Raw genomic sequence first — 26,866 nt, 5'->3', positions numbered from 1 at the left:
GCATCCGACACCAAGTGATCCCCGTAGATGCTGCCCTCCGCGATTTGGTATGATCCGACCGATCCTTCTGCCAGCTTACTGCTGGTAATACTTCCGTCCGGCAGCAACTCAGCAGTCTTCGTCTCTTCTGCTAGATGATCTAGTGTAATACTGCCTGAACTGATATGGCGGCTGTCTACCGCCTCTGATGCCAAGTGGTCTCCATAGATGCTGCCCGTTACAAGATGTAAAGATCCCACTGAACCCACTGCCAGCTTATTACCGGTAATACTGCCATCCGGCAGCAATTCAGAAGTCTTCGTCTCTTCCGCTAGATGATCTAGTGTAATACTGCCTGAACTGATATGGCGGCTGTCTATAACCTCCGATACCAGATGGTCTCCGAGTACGCTACCCTTTGCGAGGTGGAATGACCCGACTGATCCTTCCGCCAGTTTATTGCCGGTAATACTGCCATCCGGCAGCAACTCAGCAGTCTTCGTCTCTTCCGCCAGATGATCTAGTGTAATACTACCTGAACTGATATGGCGGCTGTCTATCACCTCCGATACCAGATGGTCCCCGAGTACGCTACCCTTTGCGAGTTGGAATGACCCGACTGATCCTTCGGCCAGTTTATTGCCGGTAATACTTCCATCCGGCAGCAACTCAGCAGTCTTCGTCTCTTCCGCTAGATGATCTAGTGTAATACTGCCAGAACTGATATGGCGGTTGTCTACCGCCTCTGATGCCAGGTGGTCTCCATAGATGCTGCCCGTTACAAGATGTAAAGATCCCACTGAACCCACTGCCAGCTTATTGCCGGTAATACTGCCATCCGGCAGCAATTCAGAAGTCTTCGTCTCTTCCGCTAGATGATCTAGTGTAATACTGCCTGAACTGATATGGCGGCTGTCTATGACCTCCGATGCCAGATGGTCTCCGAGTACGCTACCCTTTGCGAGGTGGAATGACCCGACTGATCCTTCCGCCAGTTTATTGCCGGTAATACTGCCATCCGGCAGCAACTCAGCAGTCTTCGTCTCTTCCGCCAGATGATCTAGTGTAATACTACCTGAACTGATATGGCGGCTGTCTATCACCTCCGATACCAGATGGTCTCCGTAGACGCTGCCCGGCACTAGATGCAACGATCTGACTGATCCTTCTGCGAGCTTATTGGCGGTAATACTACCATTCGGCAGCAGTTCAGAAGTCCTCGTCTCTTCCGCTAAATGATCCAGTGTAATACTGCCTGAACTGATATGGCGGCTGTCTATGACCTCCGATGCCAAATGATCTCCGTAGACGCTGCCCGGCACTATATGCAACGATCCGACTGATCCTTCTGCGAGCTTATTACCGGTAATACTGCCATCCGGCAGCAGCTTAGATGTCTTCGTCTCTTTCGCTAGATGATCTAGTGTAATACTGCCTGAACTGATATGGCGGCTGTCTACCGCCTCCGACACCAAATGGTCTCCGTAGACGCTACCCGGCACTAGATGCAACGATCCGACTGATCCTTCCGCGAGCTTATTGCCGGTAATACTGCCATCCGGCAGCAGTTCAGATGTCTTCGTCTTTTCTGCTAGATGCTCTAGTGTAATACTGCCTGAACTGATATGGCGGCTGTCTACAGAACCCGATGCCAGGTGGTCTCCATATACGCTGTCCGGTGCGAGCTGGAATGACCCGACTGATTCTCCCGCCAGCTTGTCGCCAGTAATACTGCCATCCGGCAGCAAAGCCGGACTCCGCACTTCCGCTGCCAAATGCTCCAGGGAAATTTCACCGTTGCGAATATGGCGTCTTTCTACCACTCCAACAGCTATATGTTCTCCCCCTATACTGTCTGGCAGAACATGTGTTGAATTCACAGATTGCTTCGCCAGCTTGTCGGCGTTGATACTGCCTTTCTGCAATTGAATCGACGATATAGCATTCGGAAGAATATGTCCGTTGCCTATAGTTAGCGGCCTGATTTGTACCCCGCCAATACTTCCCGGTGACATGTGGCGGCTCTGCACGGCCTGATCACTGATAGCATCCGATCCTATTGCACCTGGAGAGAAATGTTCCCCCAGAATTGCGGATTCGGCAAGCTTAGCAGAATTAATACTACCATCGGCGAGTTTGACAGTTGTAACAGCCAAATCACTGATTTTATCAGTAGATACACTTTCCGGAGAAAGTTTTAAGGATGTAACCGCATGATCGGCCAAATGATGCGGCTGTACAGCGGCGGCGGCAAGATGATTCTCCTTAACCGCACCCGTGCCCAGCTTATCCGCCAATACGGAGCCTGCTTGAAGAGCATGGGATGTCACACTGTTCTCTGCTAAATGTCTTCGTTCTACAGACCCCGGAGCCAAATGCTCTGCATCCACAACGGCGTCCTGAAGAACGCGTCCGCTGATACTGGAATCTGCCAAGTGTTTCTCTTCCACTGCACAAAAACCAATGTGTTCCCCATTTACGGCTTCCCGAGCTATGGAGTTTCCTGTCACCGCTCCTGATGCAAGTTTCGTATGGGTGACACTACCGTCCACAAGCTTAGCCGTACTCACGCTTAGCGGCTGAAGATGCCCATCTTTAACAGCCTCAGCAGCCAACTGCCGGCCTGTTACTGCCCCATCTGATATATGCCGGGTTTGAACAACATTCTCCTGAAGCTGAACGGGTCCGATTGATGATGTTCCTAAATGCATGTTTTCTACCGCTTCACGCTGCAGATGTGCCCCGGATACAGCCTGAGGGGCAATTTGCGGTCCGCGTACAGCAGACTTAGCGATATGCCGGGTCTGTACAGCTTCATCAGCCAGCTTATGCGTCAGTACACTCTGATCAGCTATTTTAGAGGAAGTAACAGCTTGCTCTACGAGTTGGGCTGTGCCTACAGCCCCATCAGTCAGCTTCACAAAGGAGATGCTCCGGTCAGCCAGATGGTGACCATGGACTTCCCCTTCCGCAATGTGAAGGCCTCTCACACTTTCCAAAGCCAAATGCTGACCTTGTATAACCTCAGAGCCAATCTGGCGTGAGCCAACAGATCCGTCAGCCAGATGACCGCTGTCCACACTGCCCTCTTGCAGCTGCTCTTTACCAATCAATCGGTTCCCGAGCTGTTCCCGGTTGATGGCTCCCGGTGCCAGATGCTTCGCTGATACAGAACCCTCACTTAGGTGACGCCCCTCAATGATACCGTCCTTTAGTTTAAAACCCGTGATCTCCCCATCCGCGATTTTGTCACCCGATACCGCTTCATCTGCCAGCTTGGAACGGTCGATAATACCGTTGGCTAAATGTCGTCCGGAAATGCCTCCGCTAAGTATTTTATCACCGGATACAGCCCCGTCCTCCAGAAGTTCAGCAGTGATGATAAACTCACTTAAGTGCCGGCTCTCAATCGACCGATCTGCGATTTTTCCGCCGCCGATAATTCGATCAGCCAGCTTCTCCGGACCAATACTGTCATCCTTAAGCTTTTCTCCGCCTATGGAGTGATCCAGCAGTTTCCCGCCGGAGATGCTCCCTTCCGCCAAGTGTTCCCCCGATATAGACTCCGGGGCGATCTTGGAGGAAGTCACTGCCTTGTCCGCAATATTAATACTCTGTACAGCGTAATCCTGCAGCCAAGGTGTGCCAATAATACCGAATTTCAGCTTACTTCCATCAATGGTACGGGGGGCAATCTTGGCTCCGGTAACCGCTGCATCGGACAGGTCATCCGTATAAACCGGCTGATATCGCTCCTTCTCGGGAATGGGTACAGGATCTGGTATAGGTGCGGCAAATACAGGAGCAGGAACATAAGCCTGCTTCTGAAGCTGCAGTGTTTCCATGGGTTCAGGCAGCAAGTTAGGTGCAGATTGCAGCGACACCTCGCTAATTTCCGCCTTTTCCTCCCCGAATACTAGCAAGGACTGCTCTAGCATGACCTCCTGTTCGTTGGTGACTGTCACTGAACTAGGGAACGTCTTACGACCACTCTCCAGCATACTCAATTCTTTTGTATCGGGATTATCAACAAAATAAAGTCGATTTTTCGCACTGCGCGGCTGCTTTCTCTTGGAACCCCTCACAAGCAGTCTCCTCCTTCCAACTATTGTTTCTCCTAGGCATCATATGCAGTGGAGTGGGCTTATGACACCCTTGAAATGGAGTAGAAGCATGGGGAAATTGACTGCTTTTTTTCAAAAAAGGGCTTCTGCCGCATCTCATTCGTCCATCCTTACGCTGCGTACAAACATATAATGATAGTATAGGGAACCGCCGGAATCACAGATGATGACAGGAGGTATCAACATGGGGCGAAAGAACGTCGGAATACTGCTCAACTCCTCTATGTACCGGGGTATTCCCCAGCTCAAAACGGGACAGGAATCCCTCTCCAACTATGAGGATGCCGCCTCTCTATTTAGCATCACCCCCTGCTTCCTGAGGCTGGAAGATATAGATATGTACTCCGGATTCTGTTATGCCTATATAAAAGAATCTCAAGGATATCGAAAAAAAGTTATTCCTATCCCCGGAGTCATTCACAATCGGGCGATTTACAGTCAGAAAAATACTAGGATGGACCAGTTGATCGAATATGGGCCGACGGTGTTCAATTCGTGCAACCGTTACGGGAAAGATGTCATTCACAAATTGCTTGGAAATGATCCTGAGCTACTTCGTTTTTTACCGGCTACAGAAAAGGGGATCAGCGGTCTGAAGATCATGATGAGCCGCTTTCCGGATCTCATCCTCAAGCCGTGCCGAGGAAGCGTAGGCAACGGTGTCATGCGTTTAACCCACATAGGCAACGGAAAATGGAGTTGGAGTTACAGATTGCGATCGGTAGGACGTTGGGTAAGCGTCACTGTGAATCAGGACGCTTTACCTAAGCAGTTGCTGGCCCGTCTGACAGCCGTACCTTATCTTATACAAGAGCGTATTCCCCTTGCTGAGGTGACAGGACGTCCTTTCGATCTTCGTGTCACAGTCCAGCGCGGTTGGGGAGGAGAGTGGCAGGTAACCGGACTGTTTGCCAAACTGGCACCCGCCGGGGGATTTGTGTCCAATATTGCCCGCGGCGGGGAAGCTATAAGCTCTTCATTTGCTCTGGAAAGTGTCTTCTCTAAGGAAAAAGCCTCTGGCATCCGAATGTCCGCTGTAAGCTTGGGTCTATCTATTGCGAGGGGGCTTGATCGAAGTCTGCCTGGCCTCGCTGATATCGGGCTTGATATCGGAATCACGGGGGACGGGCGGCCGTTTTTCATTGAATGCAACGGCCGTGACCAGCGTTACGGATTTCACAAAGCGGGTCTCACCGAAACATGGAAAGACAGCTATAGCCGACCGATGGGATATGCCAGGTATTTACTGGAACGGAACGAAAGGGGATAACTTTTATTGATTTGTCTTCTATTCTATGTCAATATAATGCAGAGCGGAGAAGGTCAATAGGAAGGACTGCACTGCTTGATTATGGAAGGGAGATGGGCATGGTTAAACAATTTCTGCGGCTGATGACCGAGCTATCCTCGCACAGATGGCTTTCCAGGTTGATGGGTTCTTTATCCCACAGCAGACTCAGTCGCCTATTTATCCCAGTATTTATTCGAACTTATCAAATTCCCGCAATCCAGGCGGAAAAGAACCTTGAAGAATACCGTACCCTCAATGAATTTTTCAGCCGCCGATTGAAACCCGGAATGCGGCCTGTTGCAGCAGAGCCGGATGCTCTGGTCAGCCCTGTGGATGCAATGATAACCGCGATGGGGGATATCACCGCAGGCATGATTATGAATGTAAAAGGACAGGATTACAATCTGGAGGACCTGCTAAATCATTCTCCGCATATAGAGCTTTACAAGAAAGGCTTCTTTTTTGTGCTTTACTTGAGTCCGACCGATTATCACCGCATTCATTCACCCCTGAAAGGGCGAAAGGTAGAGACGGATTATCTTCGGGGCCGGGCATACCCTGTCAATGATTTCGGGATGAGGCATATGAAGGCTGTTCTGAGCCGTAATGAACGGCTCATTACTTATATCGCGGGGGATTATGGAGAAGCCGCAGTAGTAAAAGTAGGCGCGATGAATGTCAGCAGTATCCGATACTCGGATGACAGCGCTGAAGCTTGGCAGATAGGTGACGACCTTGCTTACTTCGAGTTCGGCTCAACGGTAGTTCTACTTACGGAAAGCGGGACCTTTACCCCGCGTCCGGGCTTAATGGTGGATACCAAGGTGAAGATGGGCGAGTGGTTAGGAACACTTCATAAGCCTGAATAAGAGACCTATAACTCAATTAAAAAGAAGCTGTTCTTCAAGCCACTTGTGCTTGGAACAGCTTCTTTTTTTTGCGTGCCGATGAATTCAAATTTCTAGTCAGCCGCCTTACTTGTTGCGCTTCAGCGTAGACATTAGGATTCGCTGGAACCAGCTGTCCGGCAGCCATTTCCTGCCGCGAGCCGTCCACACCGTTGAACGGGGCAGCATGTAACGGAAACGTCGGCGACGGGAGCAGGCGATATCTCCGATTAAATCTGCTACTTCCTGTGGATTCCCGCTCCCTGAGGCACTGCTCCTGGCATAAGCAAGCACGGATTCCAACATACTTCGGTAAGGGGAATCGGATGGCGCTTGCATGGTTGCGAAACCTTTCTCCCAAATGTCTGTCCCGTATGAACCAGGCTCTACTAGCACCACATCGATGCCGTAAGGCTTCACCTCAAGCGCCAGGCATTCACTGAATCCCTCCAGAGCAAATTTGGACGCTGCGTAAGGTCCGAATCCAGGGAATCCGACCACCCCACTGATACTGCTCATTTGTATGATCAATCCATTGCCCTGCTTGCGCATCCATGGAAGTACTGCCTGGGTCACAGATACATTGCCTATAAAGTTAGTCTCCATTTGCTCCCGCCATAACGTCAGAGGCACTTCTTCCGTAAAGCCGCCCCACACTACGCCTGCATTATTAACCAGCACGTCAATGGTTCCAAACTGTGTCCTTGCCTGTTCAACGGCGGCAAGTACCTGACTCTCATTCGTTATATCCATCTCTACGACAGATATAGCCCCGGCTACTCCCGCCAGCTCAGCAGCCTTCATTAATGGTTCCGAGGCCTGTGGACGGCGCATGCCTGCCACTACATTAAATCCCCGCTTCGCCAGTTCTATGCTGATCAGCAGACCGAAGCCCGACGAAGTGCCGGTAACAAGTGCTGTTTGACGGTTTCCAGCCGTCTTAAGGTTCTTCATTGGGTTCATCCCTTCAGGGTTCTGTGCAACTGTGTATACTGTATTCTGTCATAGGCAGCCTCACTCTTCAACCGGAAAACTTAAAGAACCGGGTACCTTGAAGTCCCGGTTCTTTCATATATTCTTTTTCAGGTTTTAGTCATCAGTTCGAGTAGGGTTCCATTCAGAACCAGTAATAATTTGCAACACTGCCTGCCTTCAGCCGTTTCAAGTGGTTTTGAAAGATTCCCCCACCGCCCGCCTTGTAATCATTATTGCAAATTCGGCGTCTGCTGATCATCACCTAAGTCTTCCCTTCTAGATGTTTCGTAAATTCTCTGTAAACTAGGTTCGAAACAAATCCAGCCATCAGCGGATCTCGGACGGACTTTTACCGGTATGCTGCTTGAACTGGCGGCTGAAGAAGAAAATATCCCGGTAACCGAGCGCATCCGCCACCTCTGTCACGTTCATTCCGGCATATAGCAGCAAGTGCTGAGCCCGTTCAATACGGGCACGAATAACGTAAGATTGTACAGAAGAACCTATAAGTTCCTTGAACTTAATTGAAAAATAACGCGGTGAGAGACCCGCACGCGAAGCCAGGTCCTCCACCCGATGTGACGCACCGGGATGCTGACTCACGTAATTGGCTACCTCATGAATCACTTCCGTCAACTGATTGCTTGCATTGCGTTCCACAGGCATGACCCGGTCTTCCCGCAGCAGATGAATCATCAGCTGTTTCAGGATCAATTGGCCTTCTTCCTCTGCGGCGAAGGTCTTCACCAGAAAGAGACGTACATACCGAGCCAGCATATGCTCAAATTCCACCGTTTCTGTAAGCTCACGGTATGGAAGCGGGATATCCTTTATGTCTCCGGTGACATCAAAATGAATGTATGTAAGTACAAGCGGCTTTTGCGGATTATGAGTCGCACTCGTATGGTCACCCGGCCGGAATAAGAAGCAGCTTCCTTTACCAACCTGAAAAGGAATTCCCCCCCGAACAACCGTACCTTCCCCGCTCCAGACATAGAATAAATCGTAATTTTGCAGCGGCTTCTCTCTTTTTTGCCACTTCCAGCCCGGCTCACACATAATTTTGGCAAGGGCGGGCAGGATGACAAAAGAGGACGGCGATGCATGCAGCATACTCTTACCCCCCGAATGTTATTTTCACCATCATACTCTTTTGCGCTTTATTTTGCACCTCATTCCCATACAGCAGACAGTAGCAATCCCCCTTCTCCAAACGCACCTTTTTATTCACAAGATTACTTCATGAATAAAAATGACAAAAAAATTGTGACGGCTGCAAGCTACGGTGTTATAATGTTAGGCAATGTTAGCAGTATGTATCCCCACGATACCGGAAGGATGAAAATGATGAACGAACTTGCTGGACAATTGAATGAAAGCATCAAGTCCGGAAATGAACATGTGTATGACATGCTCTCCACATTAGGCAAGGAGATCTATTTCCCAAAAGAAGGAATTCTCAGTCAATCTGCTGAAGCGGCTGCCCATGCCAAGAAGTACAATGCCACAATCGGTATTGCAACCGAAAAAGGTGTTCCTATGCATCTCGGTGTTATTCAGGATAAGCTGTCTGCTTTCCATCCAAGAGATCTTTACGGCTATGCTCCACCTGCAGGCAAACCCGAGCTTCGTTCCGTATGGGCTCAGAAGATGCTGCGTGAGAATCCTTCTCTTGAAGGAAAATCCATCAGCAACCCTATCGTTACAAACGCCCTAACACACGGCCTAAGTATTGTAGCTGATCTTTTTGCAGAGCAGGGTGATGCCGTTATCTACCCGGACAAAAACTGGGAGAATTACGAGCTGACCTTTGGCATCCGCCGTCATAGCGAAACCGTTAACTATCCGCTTTTTACAGAGAACTATAAATTTAACAGTGCAGGACTAGCTGATGCCTTGTTGGCTCAGAAAGATAAAGGAAAAGCGATTGTACTTCTGAACTTCCCGAACAACCCTACCGGCTACACGCCTAGCAGAGAAGAAGGCGAAGAAATTGTAGCGGCAATCCTGAAGGCGGCAGAAGCAGGCATCAATGTGGTTGTTGTCAGCGACGACGCTTACTTTGGCCTCTTCTTCGAAGATTCATTGAAGGAATCTCTCTTTGGCAAGCTGGCTAACCTCCATCCTCGTGTTCTCGCCATCAAGATTGACGGAGCTACCAAAGAGGAGTTCGTCTGGGGATTCCGTGTAGGATTCATTACCTACGCTTCGGAGAACAAGGAATTGCTGGCCGCACTGGAACAAAAAACGCTGGGCATTATCCGCGCCACCATTTCCAGCGGCCCGCATCCTTCACAGACCTTCGTACTCGAAGCGCTCAAAGCGCCGGAATTCTCCGCACAAAAGGAAGAGAAGTTCCAGATTATGAAAGGCCGCGCCAATACAGTGAAGACGCTGCTTGATAGTGGTAAGTACGGAGATGACGTATGGACCTATTATCCTTTTAACTCCGGTTACTTCATGTGTCTGAAGCTGCACACCGTTTCTGCAGAAGCGCTTCGCCTGCACCTGATCCATAATTACGGATTGGGCACGATCGCACTCGGCGAAACGGATCTGCGCGTCGCATTCTCTTGTATCGAAGAGGAAAACCTGGAAGATCTATTCGATCTTGTTTATTCCGGCATCCGTGATTTGGAGAAAGCCTAAAACCTAATATACAAGAAGAAACGGGTGCCATCCTTCAAGACGGCACCCGTTTCTTTTATAAGGGACAAAATGAATGTGATACGGACAGAGAAGCCCTTATTTGTCCTAAACCGGGATATTTTGAAGTCATGCGGACTCCAGAGACGTTATTGACGGGTTAACTACCACTAATAAGGTGTTTTTGATAAAATAACGTCTCCTGAGTCCTCTTAGTATCTATATTGCCCATTGAACCTCAAATAGCGGCTTTAATGTCCGCATGCATAGAGTGAGGTAATCCAATCAACCTCCGCTACTCATAGAATGAGGTAATTTATAAGCCACCCGTTATGCTTGACTCCAATTCAATTCAATTCATCAACCTTACGAGCTAGATCACTTTATTTCTCATACTTCCAAAAAGTCATCTCCGCGAAATCAGAGCTGACTTTTTTTGTTGTTCCCTTCTGACATTGGCCTATACACGTAACGCCCTCCGCACATACAATACCGTGTACAGATCAAGTACAACTACTTACATGAAAGGGGAATGAACATGAGCGAAGAAGTAAGAGGCGGATACGGCGGATTTACCAGCACTGGAGCCATCCTGGTTCTCTTTATCCTGTTGGTTATCATCAGCCGTTCACTCTTTATCTAATTAAACGGGAAAACTCCCTGGGAGGGAGCTTAGCTCTCTCCCACCATAGCATGTTCACACCAGATCCTATATAAGCTTGCAAAAGACGCCTTACCTCAAGCTTCTGCTGAGGGTAAGGCGTCTTTAGTCTGTAGCTATAAAACCATGCCCTACAAATCCTCATCCTCTAAACGCGCTGCCTTGCGGGACAAGTAGGTTTTGAAGAAATAAGCCAACAATACACCTGCTACTAACGTTCCTGCCACAAGAAGCGGACGGGATCCGAGAGCGGCTAGAAAAGGAAGCCACGTAAAGCAAGCTCCTACCAAGAGGACCTGATATACGAATTGTACGGTATTGCCCGCCCGGGTTCCTTCTGGAAGTGGATAGACCGTCAGCCAAAAGGATTCGCTATGCAATTTACGCAGCGATGACAATTGAATCCCGATTACGAACAGGAAGAATAAATATATAGCGGTGCCTATAAGGCTGGAGTGATTCCACCAGTTAAGCAACAGCGATAAGAGAGCCATTCGCATAACGATACCGAATATATCTCCTCGTGCGAAGCTTTTGGTTAGCAAATAGCGATAAGATGTTCTTCGCTGCCAAGGGATGCCGCCCCCCCATCTGGAGAGATACCGGCGGGAATATACTCGTTGCTCACGCCCCGGTACGTCGACAAACCAGCCCAGAATCATTAATGCCCGTCCGCCTTGATTCTTTTCCTCCATGATCAGCTTCTCCCATGGAACAGCATGACGACCGGGGACGGCAAGCGCAGCTATATAAGCTAAAGCCAGAAGAATAATGAATATGAAACCTCTTCCGGCAGGCTGCCACAGCCATGCTGCAATAATTAGTCCTCCGGTGGCCCACCGCAACAGGATATAGGCTTTAGAGGCAGCACCCGACAACATGGATAACTCCCGCCAGTGCCCATAGCTAGACAGCAGCTTAACACCAAACACAAGGAGTGCAGTTGCCCATAACAGCTTCGGTGACACTTCAGTTCGTATGTATAAAGGCCACAGTGTGATTAATACAAACGCTAACCGCAGCGTTTTCCATACGATTCCTCGTACCCAGACAGAAACAAAGTATTCTCTCATTCGGTGGCCCTGCGGGAGGAGGAATATGGTGTCAGGACTCTGCAAATAAGTCCTGAAGCTGCTATGAACGGCAGAAGGTAATAACAGTGCCAGCATAATCCAACGTATAGGAACATTTGCCGGAATATTGTTCAGCAATGAGGTATACCATGCTGAAAAGGCGATCACAACGAACAGAAACACCATCGCTACGCCGCTCTGAATAATATAACCTACATAAGGCAGTAAGCTCCCCATGAATCGGCCGCGCCGCTCCCGGAGCAGCTGCTTCAAGTTCATATCATTTCCCCCCCTGAACCAGCTCGTAGAACAGCTGCTCCAGCGATAAACCGTGCTGTCCGGCTGCCGAAGCCATTTCCTTCAGGGTGCCTTGGGCAATAATCTTCCCTTGATGCAATACAATAAAACGGTCGCAGTAATTCTCGATGGTTGAAAGAATGTGGGAGCTGAGTAAGATGGATGCTCCCCCCTTCTTCAACTCCAACATGAAATCAAGCAAAGAACGAATACCTAGCGGGTCTAGACCCAGGAAAGGCTCATCGATGACATACAATGCCGGGCGTGCAACGAAGGCACACATAATCATGACCTTCTGTTTCATCCCTTTGGATAGATGGGCCGACAGACTGTCCATCTTGTCTTCCATATGGAACAGAGCAGCCAAATGACTGCTGCGTGATTCATAATCACTGCGTTCTACTCCGTAGGCACGGGCTGTAAATTCGATATGCTCGCGAACCGTCATTTCTTCGTAGAGAAGGGGCGATTCAGGCACAAAGGACAATGCACTGTGATACTGATTGGGATCAGCCTCCCGTGTCTTGCCTTGTACCGTTATCTCACCCTTGTGCGGTGACATTAATCCAAGAATATGCTTCATGGTTGTACTCTTACCGGCTCCGTTCAAACCGATAAGCCCGATCATTTCCCCGGGCTGGACCTGAAGTGATACATCGTGCAGCACAGGCCTATTCATACTGTAACCGCCGCTTAAGCCCGTAATTTGCAGTACGGGGGATGAACTCATTGACCATCACCTCTTGGCGTTTTGTCCTTCAACCATTTTGGCGCACCTTTATTTTTACGATCACGTTCACGATCCGCTTTGCTGCCCCGCACACTTCCCTGAGGTGCTGCGGTTCCGTTACGCGACTCCCGGCCAGGCACAGCACTTCGAGGCTGTTCCCGCGTGAACTCATTACCGGCTTGGTTATTTACATTTCCTTGACCTGTAGTTGTCGCTGGTCTTCTGCCTGCGCCTGCAATCGGTGCAACTCCTGCTACCCGGGCTTGAGGCTTGTCGCTCCGTACAGCGGTATCCTCGCGGCGTGGAGCTTTGTTTGAATCTCTGGCCGGCCCGCTGTTGCTGCGATTGGAAGTACGTGCTTCATCGGATGACAATACTTTTCCGGCATACATTTCACGTTCTGTTAGCTCAATATCCAGCTCTCGGGCGAACTTACGCATAATAAACGTCTGCTGCTCCGTAACAAGAGTTACGGATAAGCCCTTGCGTCCCATCCGACCTGTACGTCCTGCACGGTGTACATAGTGCTCGGAATCAAAGGCAGGATCGAAGCTGACTACCAAAGATAAATTCTCAATGTCCAACCCTCTTGCTGCTACATCACTTGCAACGAGTACACGGAATTTCCCATCACGGAACTTGGATAGCACGTGGCTCCTAGTCACCTTATCGGCATCGCCATACAAGGCGGCTGCGGTAAGTCCAAGATGTTCCAGCTTGGCTTTAACCTCTGCAATATCCTCTGTTGCATTTACGAAAACAATCGCTTTCTCCGGATTATAATGGCGAATGACTCGGCGCAGCATGTCTATCTTATTCCGTTCTTCAGCCACAACATAATGGTGCTCCAGACCTTGGGCCGTCATCACACCAGGATCGATACCCACCTCTGCCGGATTTTTCATTTCCCGAGAAGCCAGCGCTTTCGTCTCCGGCCCGATCGTTGCCGACAGCATGACTAACTGACGGGTACGCAGTGCACTGCTGACAATCTTCGTTACCTCACCTGCACCGCTGAGTTGGAACATTTGATCCGCCTCATCAATTACAATGGTAGTAACCTCATGCATTTTCAGCTTGCGAAGTCCAATCAACTCCCGGATTCGACCAGGGGTTCCTACTACAAGCTGAGGATGCTCACGCAGCTTATCGATTTGGCGTTTGATAGCTGCTCCACCAATCAATCCCATAACACCAATGCCGCGGTGCGCGCCATAACGCTCTGCTTCACGAAGAATCTGCATCGCGAGCTCCTGTGTCGGTGCCAGGACAACCTTCTGTACGATCCTTTTCTCAGGGTTGATACTCTGAAGAAGCGGGAGCAGATAAGCCAGCGTCTTGCCGGTTCCTGTTTGTGAAGCGGCCAGCACATCCCTACCTGCAAGAAGCAGGGGGATCGTTTGCTCCTGCACTGGTGATGGAGCATCAATACCGAATTCGGACAACCTGGCAACAAAATCTTCCTCTATACCGATTGCCGCAAAAGAAACACTATTCATATTGTAATTCATCCTTTTCGTTTGAGATAATATCCTCATTATATGCCAAAAAGGCCTCTCCACCAAATGGAAGGCCCGCTTACACGCTGCTGCATTCTATTTCTTGTTCATTACATTATAGGTAAGCTTGTCAGCAAGACGGGGAAACAGTCCGTACAGACGTATCCCAAAGGCCGCCAGCCCCGGAAGATCCATCTCTTCCTTGCTCTTCTCCATGGTCTTGATAATCTTCTCAGACACATGTTCAGGTGTCATCATCATTTTAGCTACGTTTTTTACGTATGTACCCGTCGGATCGGCAATTTTGAAAAAGTCTGTAGCAATCGGTCCGGGATTAACTGCTGAAATAATAACTCCGCTCTTACGAAGCTCCTGTCGCAGCGCATTAGTGAAGCCGAGCACAGCATGCTTAGAGGCCGTATAAGCTACTGCTCTACTGCTGCCAATCTTGCCTGCCATGGAGGCTACATTTACGATCTGCCCGCTTCCCCGCTCCAGCATATGAGGTACGACAGCCTTGGTACACCGAACAATCCCCATATAATTCACATCCATCATATCTTGGAATTCTTCAGAGGGCATTTCTGTAAAATCAGCAAATTTCCCGTACCCTGCATTATTCAGCAAGATATCAATTCTGCCGTACGCATGCAAAATTTCTGCAAACGTCTCCTCAACCCTTGCAGAGTCTCTTACATCACAAGTATACATTCCGAACATTCCCTGTATTCCAGCCGCCGTTTCTTTAAGCTTATCTTCAGAACGTGCTACCAGAATCGGAATTGCGCCCCGTTTGCTGAGCATTTGGGCTGTAATTGCCCCAATACCGCTGGAAGCTCCCGTTATAACAACAATCTTATCCTTCAATCTCATGGAGTGCACTTCTGTTTCAACTCCTAACGCTTATTAGGCGATCACTACTTGAATATCCAGTTCTCCAATTCCATCCATTAACAACGGGATGCTAAGTGCTCTGCGAGGCAAAAACGACATGCTCTCAGACCTCATTAGCTTGGGAGGTGTAATGTCCACCGATACTCCCTGATTCGACAAAATCGTACTGGCATTTCCGCTGATCATGTTACCCAGCTCCGAAATTGCACTCTTGCCCATATCATCCATCTCAGTAATAACGTAGCCGCCCATCATGGCTGATACCATTCGTAGAGCAACCGCTTCCGCAATTCCGAATATGATATTTCCGCTCAACTGCCCCGTCATTCCCACTTGGATCCATATATGATTATCAATCAGTTCGATCTCTTTAACTCCCAAACTGCCGGTGGACGGTGAGACTTGAATCACCTGTTCGATTACAATACGTGCAGATTCTAAAAACGGGTTTATTACCTCTGCCTTCATAAAAGTGCTGTCCCTCCTTTACCGGGCTTTAGTCATACACCAAAAGTCCCAAGCAATATGATTTATTATACTTCATATATCGGCACAATTCACCAAAAATGAATGGTTATCTAGAAGGAATTATTAAGACATTTTTCTAAGCAAGATTGCTCTGTCGTGGGTAATCTCCTATAATTTAATATAATGCCCACATTGAGCGTAATATATAGTAAGAAGCGGCTGTGATAGGTGACCTGACTTAAAGGAGGTATTTCATGAACATCAGCCAATTAGAGACATTAATTACAATCTCCAAAACGATGAGCTTCCGAAAAGCAGGAGAACTGCTTAACTTGACACAGCCGGCAGTTTCTGCCCAGATCAAGAGCTTAGAGGAAGAATTCAAAACACAGCTCGTGGATCGAAACCAGCCTGTTACACTAACCGACAGAGGCCAAGTCTTTCTGGAGCATGCTGAGCAAATTGTTAGTATTGTCAATGAGCTTAAGCACCGGCTTGCAGACCTGGAGGACACTCCTCAAGGACATATTGTTCTCGGTACAACCACTTCTATTGCCATCCAAATCTTGCCGCGTATCCTTTCCTATTTTCAAGACCAGTTCCCCCACATCAAGACATCCATACAGTCGATGTCATCTTCACAAATTTATCAGTATGTGGAAAATGGGCTTGTGGATGTCGGTATAGGATATTTGATTGGGCGCAGCCCGGGTATGAGCACATCCACCCTGTATTACGACACATTCGAGCTGGTTGTTTCCCCACGTCATCCCCTGGCTAAATTAAGATCGGCCGGAGTGGAGGCACTCGGAAGCACTCCGCTGATCCTGCTCTCACCAGATACAGTTGGACGCAGATTTGCGGAAGAAGTGTTTGCCAAACACGGCATACAGCCTCAAGTGATTATGGAGCTTACGAGCAGCGAAGAAGTAAAACGTATGGTTGAGCTGGATCTTGGTGCAGCCATCATTTCGAAGCAATCGGTTACCGCTGAGGTTAGATTAGGCACTCTAAAAATCGTCCCCATTATCGAGCTGGAGGTCACCCATCCGGTAGGCGTTATTACGAAATCCGGCAAGTATGTCAACTCCGCCATGAGACAATTTCTAAGCGATCTGAAAGGCATGCCCGAGACGCAGTTTATAGGCTCAGAATAAAAGAGGAGATGTCACAGCCATGAAATTCGACCTGCATACACATCATTTCCGCTGCGGCCATGCGGACGGGAATATCCAGGACTATATTGAAGCCGGAATAAAAGCCGGCTTGGGAGTCATCGGCATATCGGATCACACTCCTTACTTTGCCCATCCGGTAGAACAAGCTTTTCCGCATATCGCTATGGGCAAATCGGAGCTCGCAGCTTATGTAAACGAGGTTCTCTCCTTAAAAAAAGAATATGCCGGGGTCATAGACGTTCTACTGGGCATCGAATCCGACTTTTTTCCCGAAAGTGCCCCGTTATATCAGAAGACCTTAGAGACCTATCCCTTTGATTATGTGATTGGATCTGTTCATAATCTGGGTGGTGTCAGTATTTTCAATAAGGGACGTTGGAAAAAGCTGGGGAGTAAAGAACAAATGGATGTCAAAACGGAGTACTATCATCTAATTTCCAAATCCGCAAAAAGCGGCATGTTCCAAATTCTTGGTCATATTGATGCCATGAAAGGGAATTACCCCGCATTCGCTGATATTCAGGTTCCGGCCAGTGTGGATGAATGCCTGCGCACGATTGCAGATTGCGGTGTTGCCATCGAGATTAATACTTCCGGCAAAACAAAGCTGAGCGGCGGCTGGTATCCGTCCGATGCCATTTTGGAGCGTGCCCTGCACTTTGGCGTGGACGTTACGTTTGGTTCCGATGCTCATAAACCTTCAAGGGTGGCGGATGAACTGGATGCGGTAGCCGAGCGCTTGAAGGACATTGGATTTACACAATGGGTGTATTATAAACAGCGTCAGAAAGTAACCGTAGCGCTTTAAGAATTTGTACAAAAAAAATGGACCCGAATCTTCGGGTCCCAAAACAATATATATTTTTAAAAGGGGGTCATGTACTTAGTTTAACCGGACACTGTTAGAGTTTGATAACGGCATTATTTCATTTGTGTAACAATCTGAAAACATTAATACAATCGCTCGCTGAACCCACGCCAGGTATAACTCGCTCCAGCACCATTCCATTCTTCAGCATGACCCTTGCCGATCTGCTATTACTCTCACGGCAGCGGCCTTCCACCTCTGTAATTCCTAATTCATAAAAGCTGTAATTCAGCAATAATCTTACCGCTTCGGTTGCAAATCCCCGGCCCCACCAAACTGGATCCAACAAATAGCCCAATACCGCTGAACCGTTCCGGCGATTCCAGCACTGCAAAGAAACTGTACCAATTAACTCCGAATTTCCACTGCGATAGATACCTGCATGCAATGCACAAGGGTCATAAGCAAGCAGCATCCGGTTCATTAATTTATCCATTGAGGCATTTTGCAATCCTTCGCCCCGCATGACAATATGTGTCCTTAATTCGGGGTGAGAGAGCAGAGACCGCAGAGTACCAGCATCCTCTTGCAGCATAGGCTTCAACTCAACTGCTGTTCCGTTCTGTCTATGGAACTGAATGGCCTCATAGGTACTCATATTCCTTTCTTCCCTTCTCCCTCAAGATCGCCGCAGGGTAAACACGGTCAGCTCCGGTCGACACAGCAGCCTGAATGGCATATACGTCTCCCCGAAACCCCGATTCACATATACAGGCATTTTTTTAGCTTCTGTATAATACAGCCCAGCTATGTATTTTTGCGAACCATACGGAGTAAACAGCGCACCTAAGAGCGGCAGACGGATCTGTCCTCCGTGACTATGCCCGGATAGCTGAAGGTTGAAAGGATAGGCCTCAGCCGTATCTGCATAATCCGGCTCATGCATTAATAACAAAGTGAAGGTTCCCTCCGGGATGTTCTTTACGGTAGCCTGCGGATCAGGCTTACCGTGCAGCAAATCTTCCAGTCCAGCCACAGCAATGACTTCGTTCCCCCGCTTAATCAGCGAAGATTCATTCCTCAGAAGCCGAAAACCTGCTTCTTTGAACAATTGGGCCAATTGATCCGTATGTTTGTAATCATGATTGCCAAAGATAGCGAACTTGCCCAATGGAGCGGATAGGCGTGCGAGGACAGGTACAGCTGCTATAAGATCACTTGATTCACTATCCACAATGTCCCCTGTAAAGCAGATTAAATCGGGGGCTTCTTTCTCTATATCTGCGACCAAGGCGGATAAATCATCGGCATCCTTGTTAAAGCCCAGATGTGTATCACTGAAATGAACAACCTTAATACCATTAAAAGCAGAGGGTAGATCATCAAGCATGAGATCCATCCTTGTGATTTCAAGCCAGTTCGGCTCAGCCTTCCACGCATAACCTCCAGTCAGTAAACCAGCGCCGATTAGAGCTGCAATCCCCCGTCCAAGAAACTTCCTTCGGGATATTTTAGTATCGTTGAACCCTTGCATACTAGGATCCGGCTGTTTATGGCTGGAGCCGGGTTCAACTCTCTTCGTCGAAGAAACCCCCGGTGTTATTTTATTCATAGGGCGATTCTCCTTCCTTGCTGCACAAATCGCGTTAATTGTTTTTTGTACCTTCAGAATCGTTAATTGTATCTTGATCGTCAAACTCTAACTCCGCATCAATTTCAGCCTCTGAGGCAGGACCTAATATTTTCCGGAAAATACTCAGCATGGATAAGGCGTATGCTACCGTAATAAATCTGAAGGAAATCTGCATGATAACCACAAGCCGCGAGGTATTATCAACGGGGGCAATATCTCCGAATCCAACCGTAGTAAAAGTCGCCACACTGAAATAGAGAAACGTTATGAACTGACTGAGCAAATCCTGGCCGATCCCTTCACCCTGAAAAGAGGTCTGACCGAACAGCTTGTATATGGACGTATAGACTACGGTAAAAAAATAATACAACTCAGTGTAGCGATGCTGATGCGGGTCAATGTCTGATGCAGCTCCACTTCTTTGCTGTTGGATTCCTTTATTTCGTTAAAGATAAACAAGATATAAAACAGCACGGAGGCTAGACAAAATAATAAAATCAATCCTCGCATGCCGCCATTACCGGGTACGATTGACCCCCAATCAATCCAATTCAGTAAATCTTCAACTGATATTAGGACATAGATTAGAATCGGGGTCAGCAGGACTCGCTTGTTGATCCATTTCAGTTCCATTCGATATTACCCTTAACAACAATGTTAAATTCCTGCTTCGGTGTATCGCGGTAAGCACGCGCAATTCCTTTGGCTTCAACCTCCACCTTTGACACCCTGCGCAGCGGAAGAGCTATCTCGAAGGTCTCGGTGAACGGAAAGGGGTCAAGCATCAGTGTATGCTTATCCTTCCACTCTGCCGTAATCACACGTCCCTCAGTAAAACCAAAATCCTCACTTCCCGAAAAGCCGTCCTTCCACCAGGGATGCTCCTCAGATTTGGGTGATCCCGGTTCATTCAATGCCATATACAAGGACAGATCATCGCAAAATTGCAGCAGCCGGGTGTCATTATAGAGCTCTGCCTCACCAATAGGAGCTGACTGCTCTAAATCACGGCGGATACGTGCCCTACGTTCCTCTTCCTGTACCAGATATTCGGTAAGCTCCGGGTTATCTTCACCGGACACTTCGATCAGCCGTTCAAAGTGCAAACTGCAAAGTAATGCCCCGTAGGGTGTATCTGCCTCAATTTCATCGAGTCCTTTAGTATAAAAGGTCAGCTTCGGCACAACGGGGAAATTAATGAAGGTGTAAGGTGCTTCCTCGGCATCATTCCAAAAAGGGGTTTCATCCAAATCGATCCAGCCACGATCATGGTTGCTAACCGCTCTCAGCACCTCTGCACGCCTTGCCGGTTCAGGAACCTGTTCTGAATGGAACCGCTTTGCGAGCTCACCAGACAACTGTCCGTGATCATGCTGTTTAATCATAACAAACGACCCGTTATGCTCCCGACAAATCACTATTCCTTCCTCCCTTGATCGTCACTCACCTTAACGTTCAATAACTATAACTATGGAGATTATAACATATACTGGTACTACAATTCTTCTCTGGAAAAGCCTCTCGCGCCCTCCATAGAGAGGAAGCAGGAGTGTCCTGTCAGTTGGAACTAATTTTATCTTAGTTACCCTATTTTAGAGTAAATGACCCGCGAGGCAGGTTGTTTTTTATTGGAGTATACGATTCAGAACATCCGCAAGCGCCCTAGATAGCTTTAGTACACTCCTTGCTCTTGTGCAACTACCTCTTAAATAAGGAGTATCAACTAAATATGACCGCATGATCTAGCAAGGTTGGAGGGTATCAGTGTGAATGTGGGATTAATAAGAAAGGGGGTAATTCTATGAGAAAATTATGTTTATTCGTTGCAATTTTTAGCTTGATCTTGTTGAGTTCATGTTCATCTAATCAAAAGGATAACTCCGTCATCGAAGCCATGAAGTCTCAAGAAATTAAGCTTACTGAAGTTGAATCCCCAAAGGATGCTGAAATTGATGACATCAAACCTTTGGTCTATAAACTGGATAACAATGACACTCTAAGGGTTTATGACTTTGGTTCCGAAGAAAAACAGGAGCTTGGATATAAACATTTCTATGAACAACAGCAGATGCTGAGTTCTCATGCACCGATCATTTTTCAGCAAAGAAACTTTCTAGTGCTTTATTACAGTAACGCGAACTCAAAAACCCAAACTCCAAAGCTTAGCGAAACGAAATATGGAGATAAAATAAAGAAAGGACTAAATAGCTTAAAATAACTGATACCTTAAAATAATTGAATTTCACAGAAGCTAAAGGCTAACATAATTACTGTCCTAACTTGGATGGTAATCTACTTCTCCTATTCACCCAAGTATTCGCTCTGCTTCAACAGTCGCCACCTCCTCAAACAGCTGTTTTTTTACTTTTGTTCAGGTTTAATTGCACTAAATACACTTATTTAGAATAAAAACGCCTTACGCTGAGCTCTAGTTGCACTAAGTACAACTAAAAAGCCTCCAACCCAGATATTTAGCTCAATATCAGAGTTTTAGTTGTACAAAATGCAATTAAACCATTCCCTCTGCCCAAATAATTAGTTTTAGTTGCACAAAGTACATCTAAACGGCTGTCCCAAGGATTATCCGCCGCTGATGACGATTTAACCCAATCTAAGCTAAATCTATTTCAATTCCAACCCAAATCCCACTTCTAGACCCACAACGGATTGAAATACAAAAGTTACCTTCTACAAGTCACCAATCACCGTCCACCAGTTACCATTCGCCTTAGCCTACCATCAGTCAACCGTCTAGTTTTCACTATTCATCACCATCCGTCCACCATTCACACGCCGCGCCCGTCAACTATCTACTCCCCCCGTTCCCCATAGCACGAAACAAAACACAAATAAAGCCATCCCCAGCGGCAGAATATCAGCCTTAGGGATGGCTTTATGGTTTGTTTTTAAGCTATGGAGATGTACTTAAACACCCAACCAACGTTTGAACATGTGCTTGGTAGTCTGTTTGTTAATTTCTGCGATTGAGGTGGTGAGTGGAATGCCCTTAGGACAGGCGCGCACACAGTTCTGCGAGTTCCCGCAGCCGTCGATGCCGCCATCCTCCATAAGAGCCTCCAGCCGGTCGTCAGAGTTCATCTCACCGGTAGGATGAGCATTGAACAGACGAACTTGCGATATCGCTGCCGGGCCGATGAAATTGGTCTTCTCGTTGACGTTCGGACAGGCTTCCAAGCAGACACCGCAGGTCATGCATTTGGATAATTCATAGGCCCATTGCCGTTTTTTCTCAGGCATCCGAGGTCCCGGACCCAAATCATATGTGCCATCAATCGGAATCCAAGCCTTAACTTTTTTGAGTGCATTGAACATCCGTGTGCGATCAATGACAAGGTCACGTACCACCGGGAAAGTTTTCATCGGTTCAATACGAACGGGTTGTTCCAGATTATCTATAAGTGCGGCACAAGCTTGACGAGGCTTGCCGTTAATGACCATCGAGCAGGCTCCACATACTTCCTCCAGACAATTGGAATCCCAACAGACCGGGACCGTATGGTCTCCCATGGCGTTAACCGGATTACGCTGTATTTCCATTAAAGCGCTGATCACGTTCATACCTGGACGATAGGGAAGAGAAAACTCTTCCACATACGGGGTACTTTGCTGATCGTCCTGGCGGGTGATAATAAATTTTACGTTTTTGGGAGCTGCAGCTATTTCCGCCATCATCGTTACCTCCTAAAAGTTGTGTAACCGATATTTATTAATCCTTCGAGTAATCACGAATCCGTGGCGGAATCAGTGAAACATCCACCGGATCGTAAGAAATTTGCGGGCCTTCTGCACTCCAGGTTGCCTTTGTCGTCTTCAGGAACTCTGCGTCATTACGTTCCGGGAATTCCGGTTTGTAATGCGCACCGCGGCTTTCATTGCGCAGTAGTGCCCCAAGGGTCATAGCCTCCGACAGCTCCAGCATGTTCCACAGCTGGCGAGTGAAGGCAACCCCCTGATTGTTCCAGCGTGATGTATCGTTCATGTTTATGTTGCTGTAGCGTTCCTTGAGTTCTTTGATTTTGGCAATGGTTGCTTCGAGCTTGGCATTGTGGCGAACAACGGTCATGTTGTTAGTCATCCACTCGCCAAGCTCCTTATGAATTACGTACGCATTTTCAGTGCCGGACATAGCCAGCAGAGATTCGTATTTAGTAACCTGCTTGTTATGGAAGCCATCGAACACCGTTGAAGAAATATCCTGCACCGATTTCTTGAGGCCTTTAATATATTCAATAGCTTTAGGTCCAGCCATCATACCGCCATAAATGGCTGATACTAAGGAGTTGGCACCCAGACGATTTGCTCCGTGATATTGATATTCACACTCTCCAGCCGCAAAGAGGCCAGGAATGTTAGTCATTTGGTTATAGTCGACCCACATGCCACCCATTGAATAATGAACGGCAGGGAAGATTTTCATCGGTATTTTACGGGGATCATCCCCCATGAACTTCTCATAAATCTCAATAATGCCGCCCAGCTTGACGTCTAGCTCCTTCGGGTCCTTATGGGAAAGATCCAGATAAACCATGTTCTCCCCGTTGATGCCCATTCCCTTATCTACACAGACGTCAAAAATCTCACGGGTAGCAATGTCACGAGGCACCAGATTTCCGTAAGCCGGATATTTTTCCTCGAGGAAATACCATGGTTTACCATCTTTATAGGTCCAGATCCGTCCTCCCTCACCGCGAGCGGATTCGGACATCAGCCGAAGCTTATCGTCTCCCGGAATCGCAGTCGGGTGAATCTGTATGAATTCTCCGTTCGCGTAATGCACACCCTGTTGATAGACAGCACTTGCAGCTGTACCCGTGTTGATTACGGAGTTCGTTGTTTTGCCAAAAATAATTCCCGGACCACCGCTGGCCAAAATAACAGCATCGGCAGGGAACGTCTGAATCTCCATAGTCTTGAGATTCTGGGCGCTGATGCCGCGGCATACACCTTCGTCATCGATGATCGCCGAGAGGAACTCCCAGTTCTCGCTCTTGGTTACAAGGCCCTCCGCTTCCCAGCGGCGTACCTGTTCATCAAGGGCGTACAATAACTGCTGGCCTGTAGTTGCACCGGCAAATGCCGTACGATGACGTTTGGTACCGCCGAAACGGCGGAAGTCGAGCAAACCTTCAGGTGTCCGGTTGAACATAACACCCATCCGGTCCATAAGGTGTATGATCCCGGGAGCTGCTTCACACATAGCTTTGACTGGCGGCTGATTAGCCAAAAAGTCTCCACCGTATACCGTGTCATCAAAATGCTCCCAAGGTGAGTCTCCCTCACCCTTTGTATTTACAGCGCCATTGATACCGCCCTGTGCGCAGACAGAGTGCGATCTTTTGACAGGGACTAGCGAAAATAAATGAACATGCGCGCCGGATTCTGCCGCCTTGATGGTAGCCATCAGGCCGGCCAGACCGCCGCCCACGATAATGATATCGGCTGTTGCCATGATAGTTCACTCCCTTTAATGAAAAGATCAGAACGATTACTGTGATTTTTAGATCATAGCCTTTAAGGTTTGTGCAATTGCTGCTGCGGACTGAAATTCACTGTCCCGGAAGGTAACCAGCGAGATCAGGAACATGAACGTAACAAGGACGAAAAGGCCCAAACATAAAAAGGAGGATACTTTCTGTGCCCGCGGTCCAACGGTTACTCCCCAACTGATGAGGAAGGACCAAAGGCCATTAGCAAAGTGGAAGGATGCTGATATGATACCGATTGTATAGAACGCAAGCAACAGCGGTTGGGTCACAATATCATGCATGACTCCGCCCAGCTCTTCATGCTTTACATTTCCAAGAGCCACCTGAAACCGGGTTTCGAATACATGCCAGACCACAAAAATGAATGTAATAATACCTGTAACACGCTGCAGCGTATAACGCCAATTTCTCTCCAGGTTATAACGGTTCAGGTTCGGCTTCGATTGATAAGCAATGTACAGCCCGAATACCCCATGATACAACAAGGGAAGCCATATACCGAACAATTCCAGGAAGAAGACTAGCGGCAGGCTGTTTAGCCATAGCACACTGTCATTGAATCCGGATGGCCCACCCTCTACTGCTGAGAAATTCGTCAGCATGTGCTCAAGGAAAAATCCTCCGAGCGGGATAACGCCGAGCAAGGAATGAATCTTTCTGGAATAAAATCCTCTCATAACTAGAGTGTCCCCTTTCAATTAAAACAGCGTTTTCATTAATGAGCATACACCGCCGGGGCCACAGTTGAAACAGGCTGACGTCAAGCGCGTAGAGATATCGGATGTCTTTTTGCAACGCTATCCCTTGTTTTCCCGGACTTTGCTTCAACATTCACAATGTGTGAATATCTTGTGTCACTTTTAATGTTACTCTTTTTTCTCTTATAAGGGAATTGCAATCTAATTATTAATCGTTATACAATAAACGCATAAGAATATTTTTTATCTGATAATAATTCTCATTAAGAGTCTCCAAATACACCTTAAACCCTGTATTCCCTTATAAATTAAGAGAAATTTAAAGACTCAGCAATGCAATTTATCACTACTCCCTTTTTTAAAAAATCCCGTAAAATAGTGGTTTAACCATACATTGGCCTAAAGGAGAAACCTGATATGTTTGACGATTTGGATATTTTTGCAGCGGTTGTTGAGCATTCCAGCTTAAATCGTGCATCACGCCAGCTCAATTTGTCTCAGCCTGCCCTATCCCGCAAAATTTCCAAGCTGGAAGAACGGTTGGGTGTTCCTCTATTCAATCGCCACGGCAAACGGCTGGAGTTGACCGAGGTGGGTCGACTCACCTATACCTATGCCTTAGAGCAGCGGCAGCAGCGTTCCAAGTTCCTGGAGGCCCTCTCCAAATTTAAGGAAGGCGAGCCTCAGTTCGTCACGCTTGGAGCCAGTTTGACTACCCTTCAGACAACATTGCCGCCGCTTGTGAATGCCTATATGGAGAAATACCCAACAGCAGAGCTGAAGCTTATTACCGGAAGAACCCATGAGATCGTCTCATCAGTTAGCGAAGGAAGGTCCGATGTCGGTATTATCGCCTCTTCCATTAAAGAACCTGGACTGCGCTGCATTCCTCTCTTTGAGGATCAGCTAAGGCTGGTTGTCTCCGAGCACCACCCCTTGACCCTATCTCCAAAGCTGACGATGGAGCACCTCTCCCGGCTGCCTATGATCCTGTTCTCAAAAGGCACCTGGTACCGTCGCCTAACCGACGATCTGTTCCAGCGCTGCGGCATTGATCCTGACGTACGTATGGAGATCGACTCCTTCGAAGCCATCGTCCGGCTGCTGCCAACCATCAAGGCTGCTGCACTGCTGCCCAAATCCTATCTGCGCCCCGAGCTGCTGAACGGCGGTGGACTCGTCTCCCTGCACATCAAGGAACTGGAACAGACCCAGCGAACCACCTGCCTTATCTATCGCGATAGCGGCGTACTGAGCACAGCTGCACGCTCTCTGGTACAGACTACGGAAGATGTGTACCTTCTTGGACGGGAAGGCGATCAGTAATTAAATTCTCTATATAAATTGTACTAAAGATTTACTCCTTGGGAATTGGGAATGTAGTAGTAACTATGGAGTATGTTAGGCTTTGAGTTTCCAACCATGAGAGGCCTTACGAAGATGTTTAGGAGTTCATATAGGACCAAGCGGTGAGAACCACTCACAGATTTGTTTGTTCTCTAGTAACTGATAATTACA

Annotated in this window: 23 protein-coding genes and 1 pseudogene; 8 read left to right on the top strand and 16 right to left on the bottom strand. The window is 47.9% G+C overall.

Annotated elements, in window-relative coordinates; all coding sequences use genetic code 11:
- Nucleotides 1–4,064: pseudogene (locus J2T20_RS24925) on the bottom strand (hypothetical protein); the annotation flags it as partial.
- 223 nt (nucleotides 4,065–4,287) lie between these two features.
- Here J2T20_RS24925 and J2T20_RS24920 point away from each other — a divergent pair.
- Together J2T20_RS24920 and asd are read left to right on the top strand one after the other, a co-directional pair.
- A complete protein-coding gene (locus J2T20_RS24920; RefSeq protein WP_307592595.1) occupies nucleotides 4,288–5,373 on the top strand; it encodes a YheC/YheD family endospore coat-associated protein in 1,086 nt (361 codons plus the stop codon).
- 98 nt (nucleotides 5,374–5,471) lie between these two features.
- Entirely contained in the window at nucleotides 5,472–6,263 is a 792-nt protein-coding gene (gene asd, locus J2T20_RS24915) for an archaetidylserine decarboxylase (RefSeq protein WP_307592593.1), read from the top strand.
- A 105-nt stretch (nucleotides 6,264–6,368) separates the two neighbouring features.
- Here the strand turns inward: asd and J2T20_RS24910 are convergent, their stop codons facing one another.
- The gene (locus J2T20_RS24910; RefSeq protein ID WP_307592592.1) at nucleotides 6,369–7,235 is read right to left on the bottom strand and encodes an SDR family oxidoreductase; all 867 of its coding nucleotides are present in this window, start codon (nucleotides 7,233–7,235) and stop codon (nucleotides 6,369–6,371) included.
- 348 nt (nucleotides 7,236–7,583) lie between these two features.
- Nucleotides 7,584–8,369 carry a helix-turn-helix domain-containing protein gene (locus J2T20_RS24905; protein ID WP_307592590.1) on the bottom strand — a complete coding sequence of 262 codons (786 nt, stop codon included), beginning with the start codon at nucleotides 8,367–8,369 and terminating at the stop codon, nucleotides 7,584–7,586.
- Nucleotides 8,370–8,603: 234 nt separating this feature from the next.
- Here J2T20_RS24905 and J2T20_RS24900 point away from each other — a divergent pair, with 234 nt between their 5' ends.
- The gene (locus J2T20_RS24900) at nucleotides 8,604–9,905 is read left to right on the top strand and encodes an aminotransferase class I/II-fold pyridoxal phosphate-dependent enzyme (protein WP_307592597.1); all 1,302 of its coding nucleotides are present in this window, start codon (nucleotides 8,604–8,606) and stop codon (nucleotides 9,903–9,905) included.
- Between the two features lie 535 nt (nucleotides 9,906–10,440).
- Nucleotides 10,441–10,545 carry a YjcZ family sporulation protein gene (locus tag J2T20_RS24895; protein WP_307592588.1) on the top strand — a complete coding sequence of 35 codons (105 nt, stop codon included), beginning with the start codon at nucleotides 10,441–10,443 and terminating at the stop codon, nucleotides 10,543–10,545.
- Nucleotides 10,546–10,694: 149 nt separating this feature from the next.
- Here J2T20_RS24895 and J2T20_RS24890 read toward each other — a convergent pair whose 3' ends face one another.
- The 5 genes from J2T20_RS24890 to J2T20_RS24870 all read right to left on the bottom strand — a co-directional run bounded on the left by J2T20_RS24890 (nucleotide 10,695) and on the right by J2T20_RS24870 (nucleotide 15,524).
- Nucleotides 10,695–11,915: an ABC transporter permease gene (locus tag J2T20_RS24890; RefSeq protein WP_307592586.1), complete on the bottom strand. Its 1,221-nt coding sequence runs from the start codon at nucleotides 11,913–11,915 to the stop codon at nucleotides 10,695–10,697.
- Nucleotide 11,916: 1 nt separating this feature from the next.
- Nucleotides 11,917–12,663: an ABC transporter ATP-binding protein gene (locus J2T20_RS24885; RefSeq protein ID WP_307592584.1), complete on the bottom strand. Its 747-nt coding sequence runs from the start codon at nucleotides 12,661–12,663 to the stop codon at nucleotides 11,917–11,919.
- On the bottom strand, nucleotides 12,660–14,162 hold the full coding sequence (locus J2T20_RS24880) for a DEAD/DEAH box helicase (protein ID WP_307592582.1): 1,503 nt from the start codon (nucleotides 14,160–14,162) through the stop codon (nucleotides 12,660–12,662). The genes J2T20_RS24885 and J2T20_RS24880 overlap by 4 nt, the downstream gene beginning before the upstream one ends.
- Nucleotides 14,163–14,258: 96 nt before the next feature.
- Nucleotides 14,259–15,035, bottom strand: coding sequence for an SDR family NAD(P)-dependent oxidoreductase (locus J2T20_RS24875; protein WP_307592579.1), 777 nt, complete (start codon nucleotides 15,033–15,035; stop codon nucleotides 14,259–14,261).
- Nucleotides 15,036–15,068: 33 nt separating this feature from the next.
- Entirely contained in the window at nucleotides 15,069–15,524 is a 456-nt protein-coding gene (locus J2T20_RS24870; protein WP_307592577.1) for a chemotaxis protein CheX, read from the bottom strand.
- A gap of 254 nt (nucleotides 15,525–15,778) precedes the next feature.
- Between J2T20_RS24870 and J2T20_RS24865 the strand changes: the two genes are divergently transcribed.
- Together J2T20_RS24865 and J2T20_RS24860 are read left to right on the top strand one after the other, a co-directional pair.
- Nucleotides 15,779–16,681, top strand: a complete 903-nt coding sequence (locus J2T20_RS24865) for a LysR family transcriptional regulator (protein WP_307592575.1) — start codon at nucleotides 15,779–15,781, stop codon at nucleotides 16,679–16,681.
- 19 nt (nucleotides 16,682–16,700) lie between these two features.
- A complete protein-coding gene (locus J2T20_RS24860) occupies nucleotides 16,701–17,510 on the top strand; it encodes a histidinol-phosphatase (RefSeq protein WP_307592574.1) in 810 nt (269 codons plus the stop codon).
- Between the two features lie 118 nt (nucleotides 17,511–17,628).
- Here the strand turns inward: J2T20_RS24860 and J2T20_RS24855 are convergent, their stop codons facing one another.
- Genes J2T20_RS24855 through J2T20_RS24835 form a run of 5 tightly spaced genes read right to left on the bottom strand, consistent with a single transcriptional unit; the run spans nucleotide 17,629 to nucleotide 20,561 of the window.
- Nucleotides 17,629–18,168 carry a GNAT family N-acetyltransferase gene (locus J2T20_RS24855; RefSeq protein WP_307592572.1) on the bottom strand — a complete coding sequence of 180 codons (540 nt, stop codon included), beginning with the start codon at nucleotides 18,166–18,168 and terminating at the stop codon, nucleotides 17,629–17,631.
- Nucleotides 18,169–18,189: 21 nt separating this feature from the next.
- Nucleotides 18,190–19,122 (bottom strand): metallophosphoesterase, encoded by a 933-nt coding sequence (locus J2T20_RS24850; RefSeq protein ID WP_307592570.1) that lies wholly within the window; start codon nucleotides 19,120–19,122, stop codon nucleotides 18,190–18,192.
- Nucleotides 19,123–19,156: 34 nt separating this feature from the next.
- Nucleotides 19,157–19,513: an ion channel gene (locus tag J2T20_RS24845; protein WP_307592568.1), complete on the bottom strand. Its 357-nt coding sequence runs from the start codon at nucleotides 19,511–19,513 to the stop codon at nucleotides 19,157–19,159.
- Complete coding sequence (locus J2T20_RS24840) at nucleotides 19,492–19,776, bottom strand: hypothetical protein (RefSeq protein WP_307592566.1); 285 nt, start codon at nucleotides 19,774–19,776, stop codon at nucleotides 19,492–19,494. The genes J2T20_RS24845 and J2T20_RS24840 overlap by 22 nt, the downstream gene beginning before the upstream one ends.
- Nucleotides 19,767–20,561 (bottom strand): DUF3891 family protein, encoded by a 795-nt coding sequence (locus J2T20_RS24835; RefSeq protein ID WP_307592565.1) that lies wholly within the window; start codon nucleotides 20,559–20,561, stop codon nucleotides 19,767–19,769. Before J2T20_RS24835 ends, J2T20_RS24840 begins: the two co-directional genes overlap by 10 nt.
- A gap of 383 nt (nucleotides 20,562–20,944) precedes the next feature.
- Here J2T20_RS24835 and J2T20_RS24830 point away from each other — a divergent pair, with 383 nt between their 5' ends.
- The gene (locus J2T20_RS24830) at nucleotides 20,945–21,361 is read left to right on the top strand and encodes a hypothetical protein (RefSeq protein ID WP_307592563.1); all 417 of its coding nucleotides are present in this window, start codon (nucleotides 20,945–20,947) and stop codon (nucleotides 21,359–21,361) included.
- 707 nt (nucleotides 21,362–22,068) lie between these two features.
- Here the strand turns inward: J2T20_RS24830 and sdhB are convergent.
- Genes sdhB through J2T20_RS24815 form a run of 3 tightly spaced genes read right to left on the bottom strand, consistent with a single transcriptional unit; the run spans nucleotide 22,069 to nucleotide 25,327 of the window.
- Nucleotides 22,069–22,833: a succinate dehydrogenase iron-sulfur subunit gene (gene sdhB, locus J2T20_RS24825; RefSeq protein ID WP_307592596.1), complete on the bottom strand. Its 765-nt coding sequence runs from the start codon at nucleotides 22,831–22,833 to the stop codon at nucleotides 22,069–22,071.
- 37 nt (nucleotides 22,834–22,870) lie between these two features.
- Nucleotides 22,871–24,613 carry a succinate dehydrogenase flavoprotein subunit gene (sdhA, locus tag J2T20_RS24820; protein ID WP_307592561.1) on the bottom strand — a complete coding sequence of 581 codons (1,743 nt, stop codon included), beginning with the start codon at nucleotides 24,611–24,613 and terminating at the stop codon, nucleotides 22,871–22,873.
- Nucleotides 24,614–24,661: 48 nt separating this feature from the next.
- Complete coding sequence (locus J2T20_RS24815; RefSeq protein WP_307592559.1) at nucleotides 24,662–25,327, bottom strand: succinate dehydrogenase cytochrome b558 subunit; 666 nt, start codon at nucleotides 25,325–25,327, stop codon at nucleotides 24,662–24,664.
- 438 nt (nucleotides 25,328–25,765) lie between these two features.
- Here J2T20_RS24815 and J2T20_RS24810 point away from each other — a divergent pair, with 438 nt between their 5' ends.
- Entirely contained in the window at nucleotides 25,766–26,674 is a 909-nt protein-coding gene (locus J2T20_RS24810) for a LysR family transcriptional regulator (protein WP_307592558.1), read from the top strand.
- The last annotated feature ends 192 nt before the right edge of the window (nucleotides 26,675–26,866 follow it).

The organism is Paenibacillus wynnii (assembly GCF_030812855.1).
GTDB lineage: Bacteria > Bacillota > Bacilli > Paenibacillales > Paenibacillaceae > Paenibacillus_AQ > Paenibacillus_AQ wynnii_A.
The sequence above is the reverse complement of the archived record's forward strand: the minus strand, read 5'-3'. Positions and strand labels throughout refer to the sequence as shown.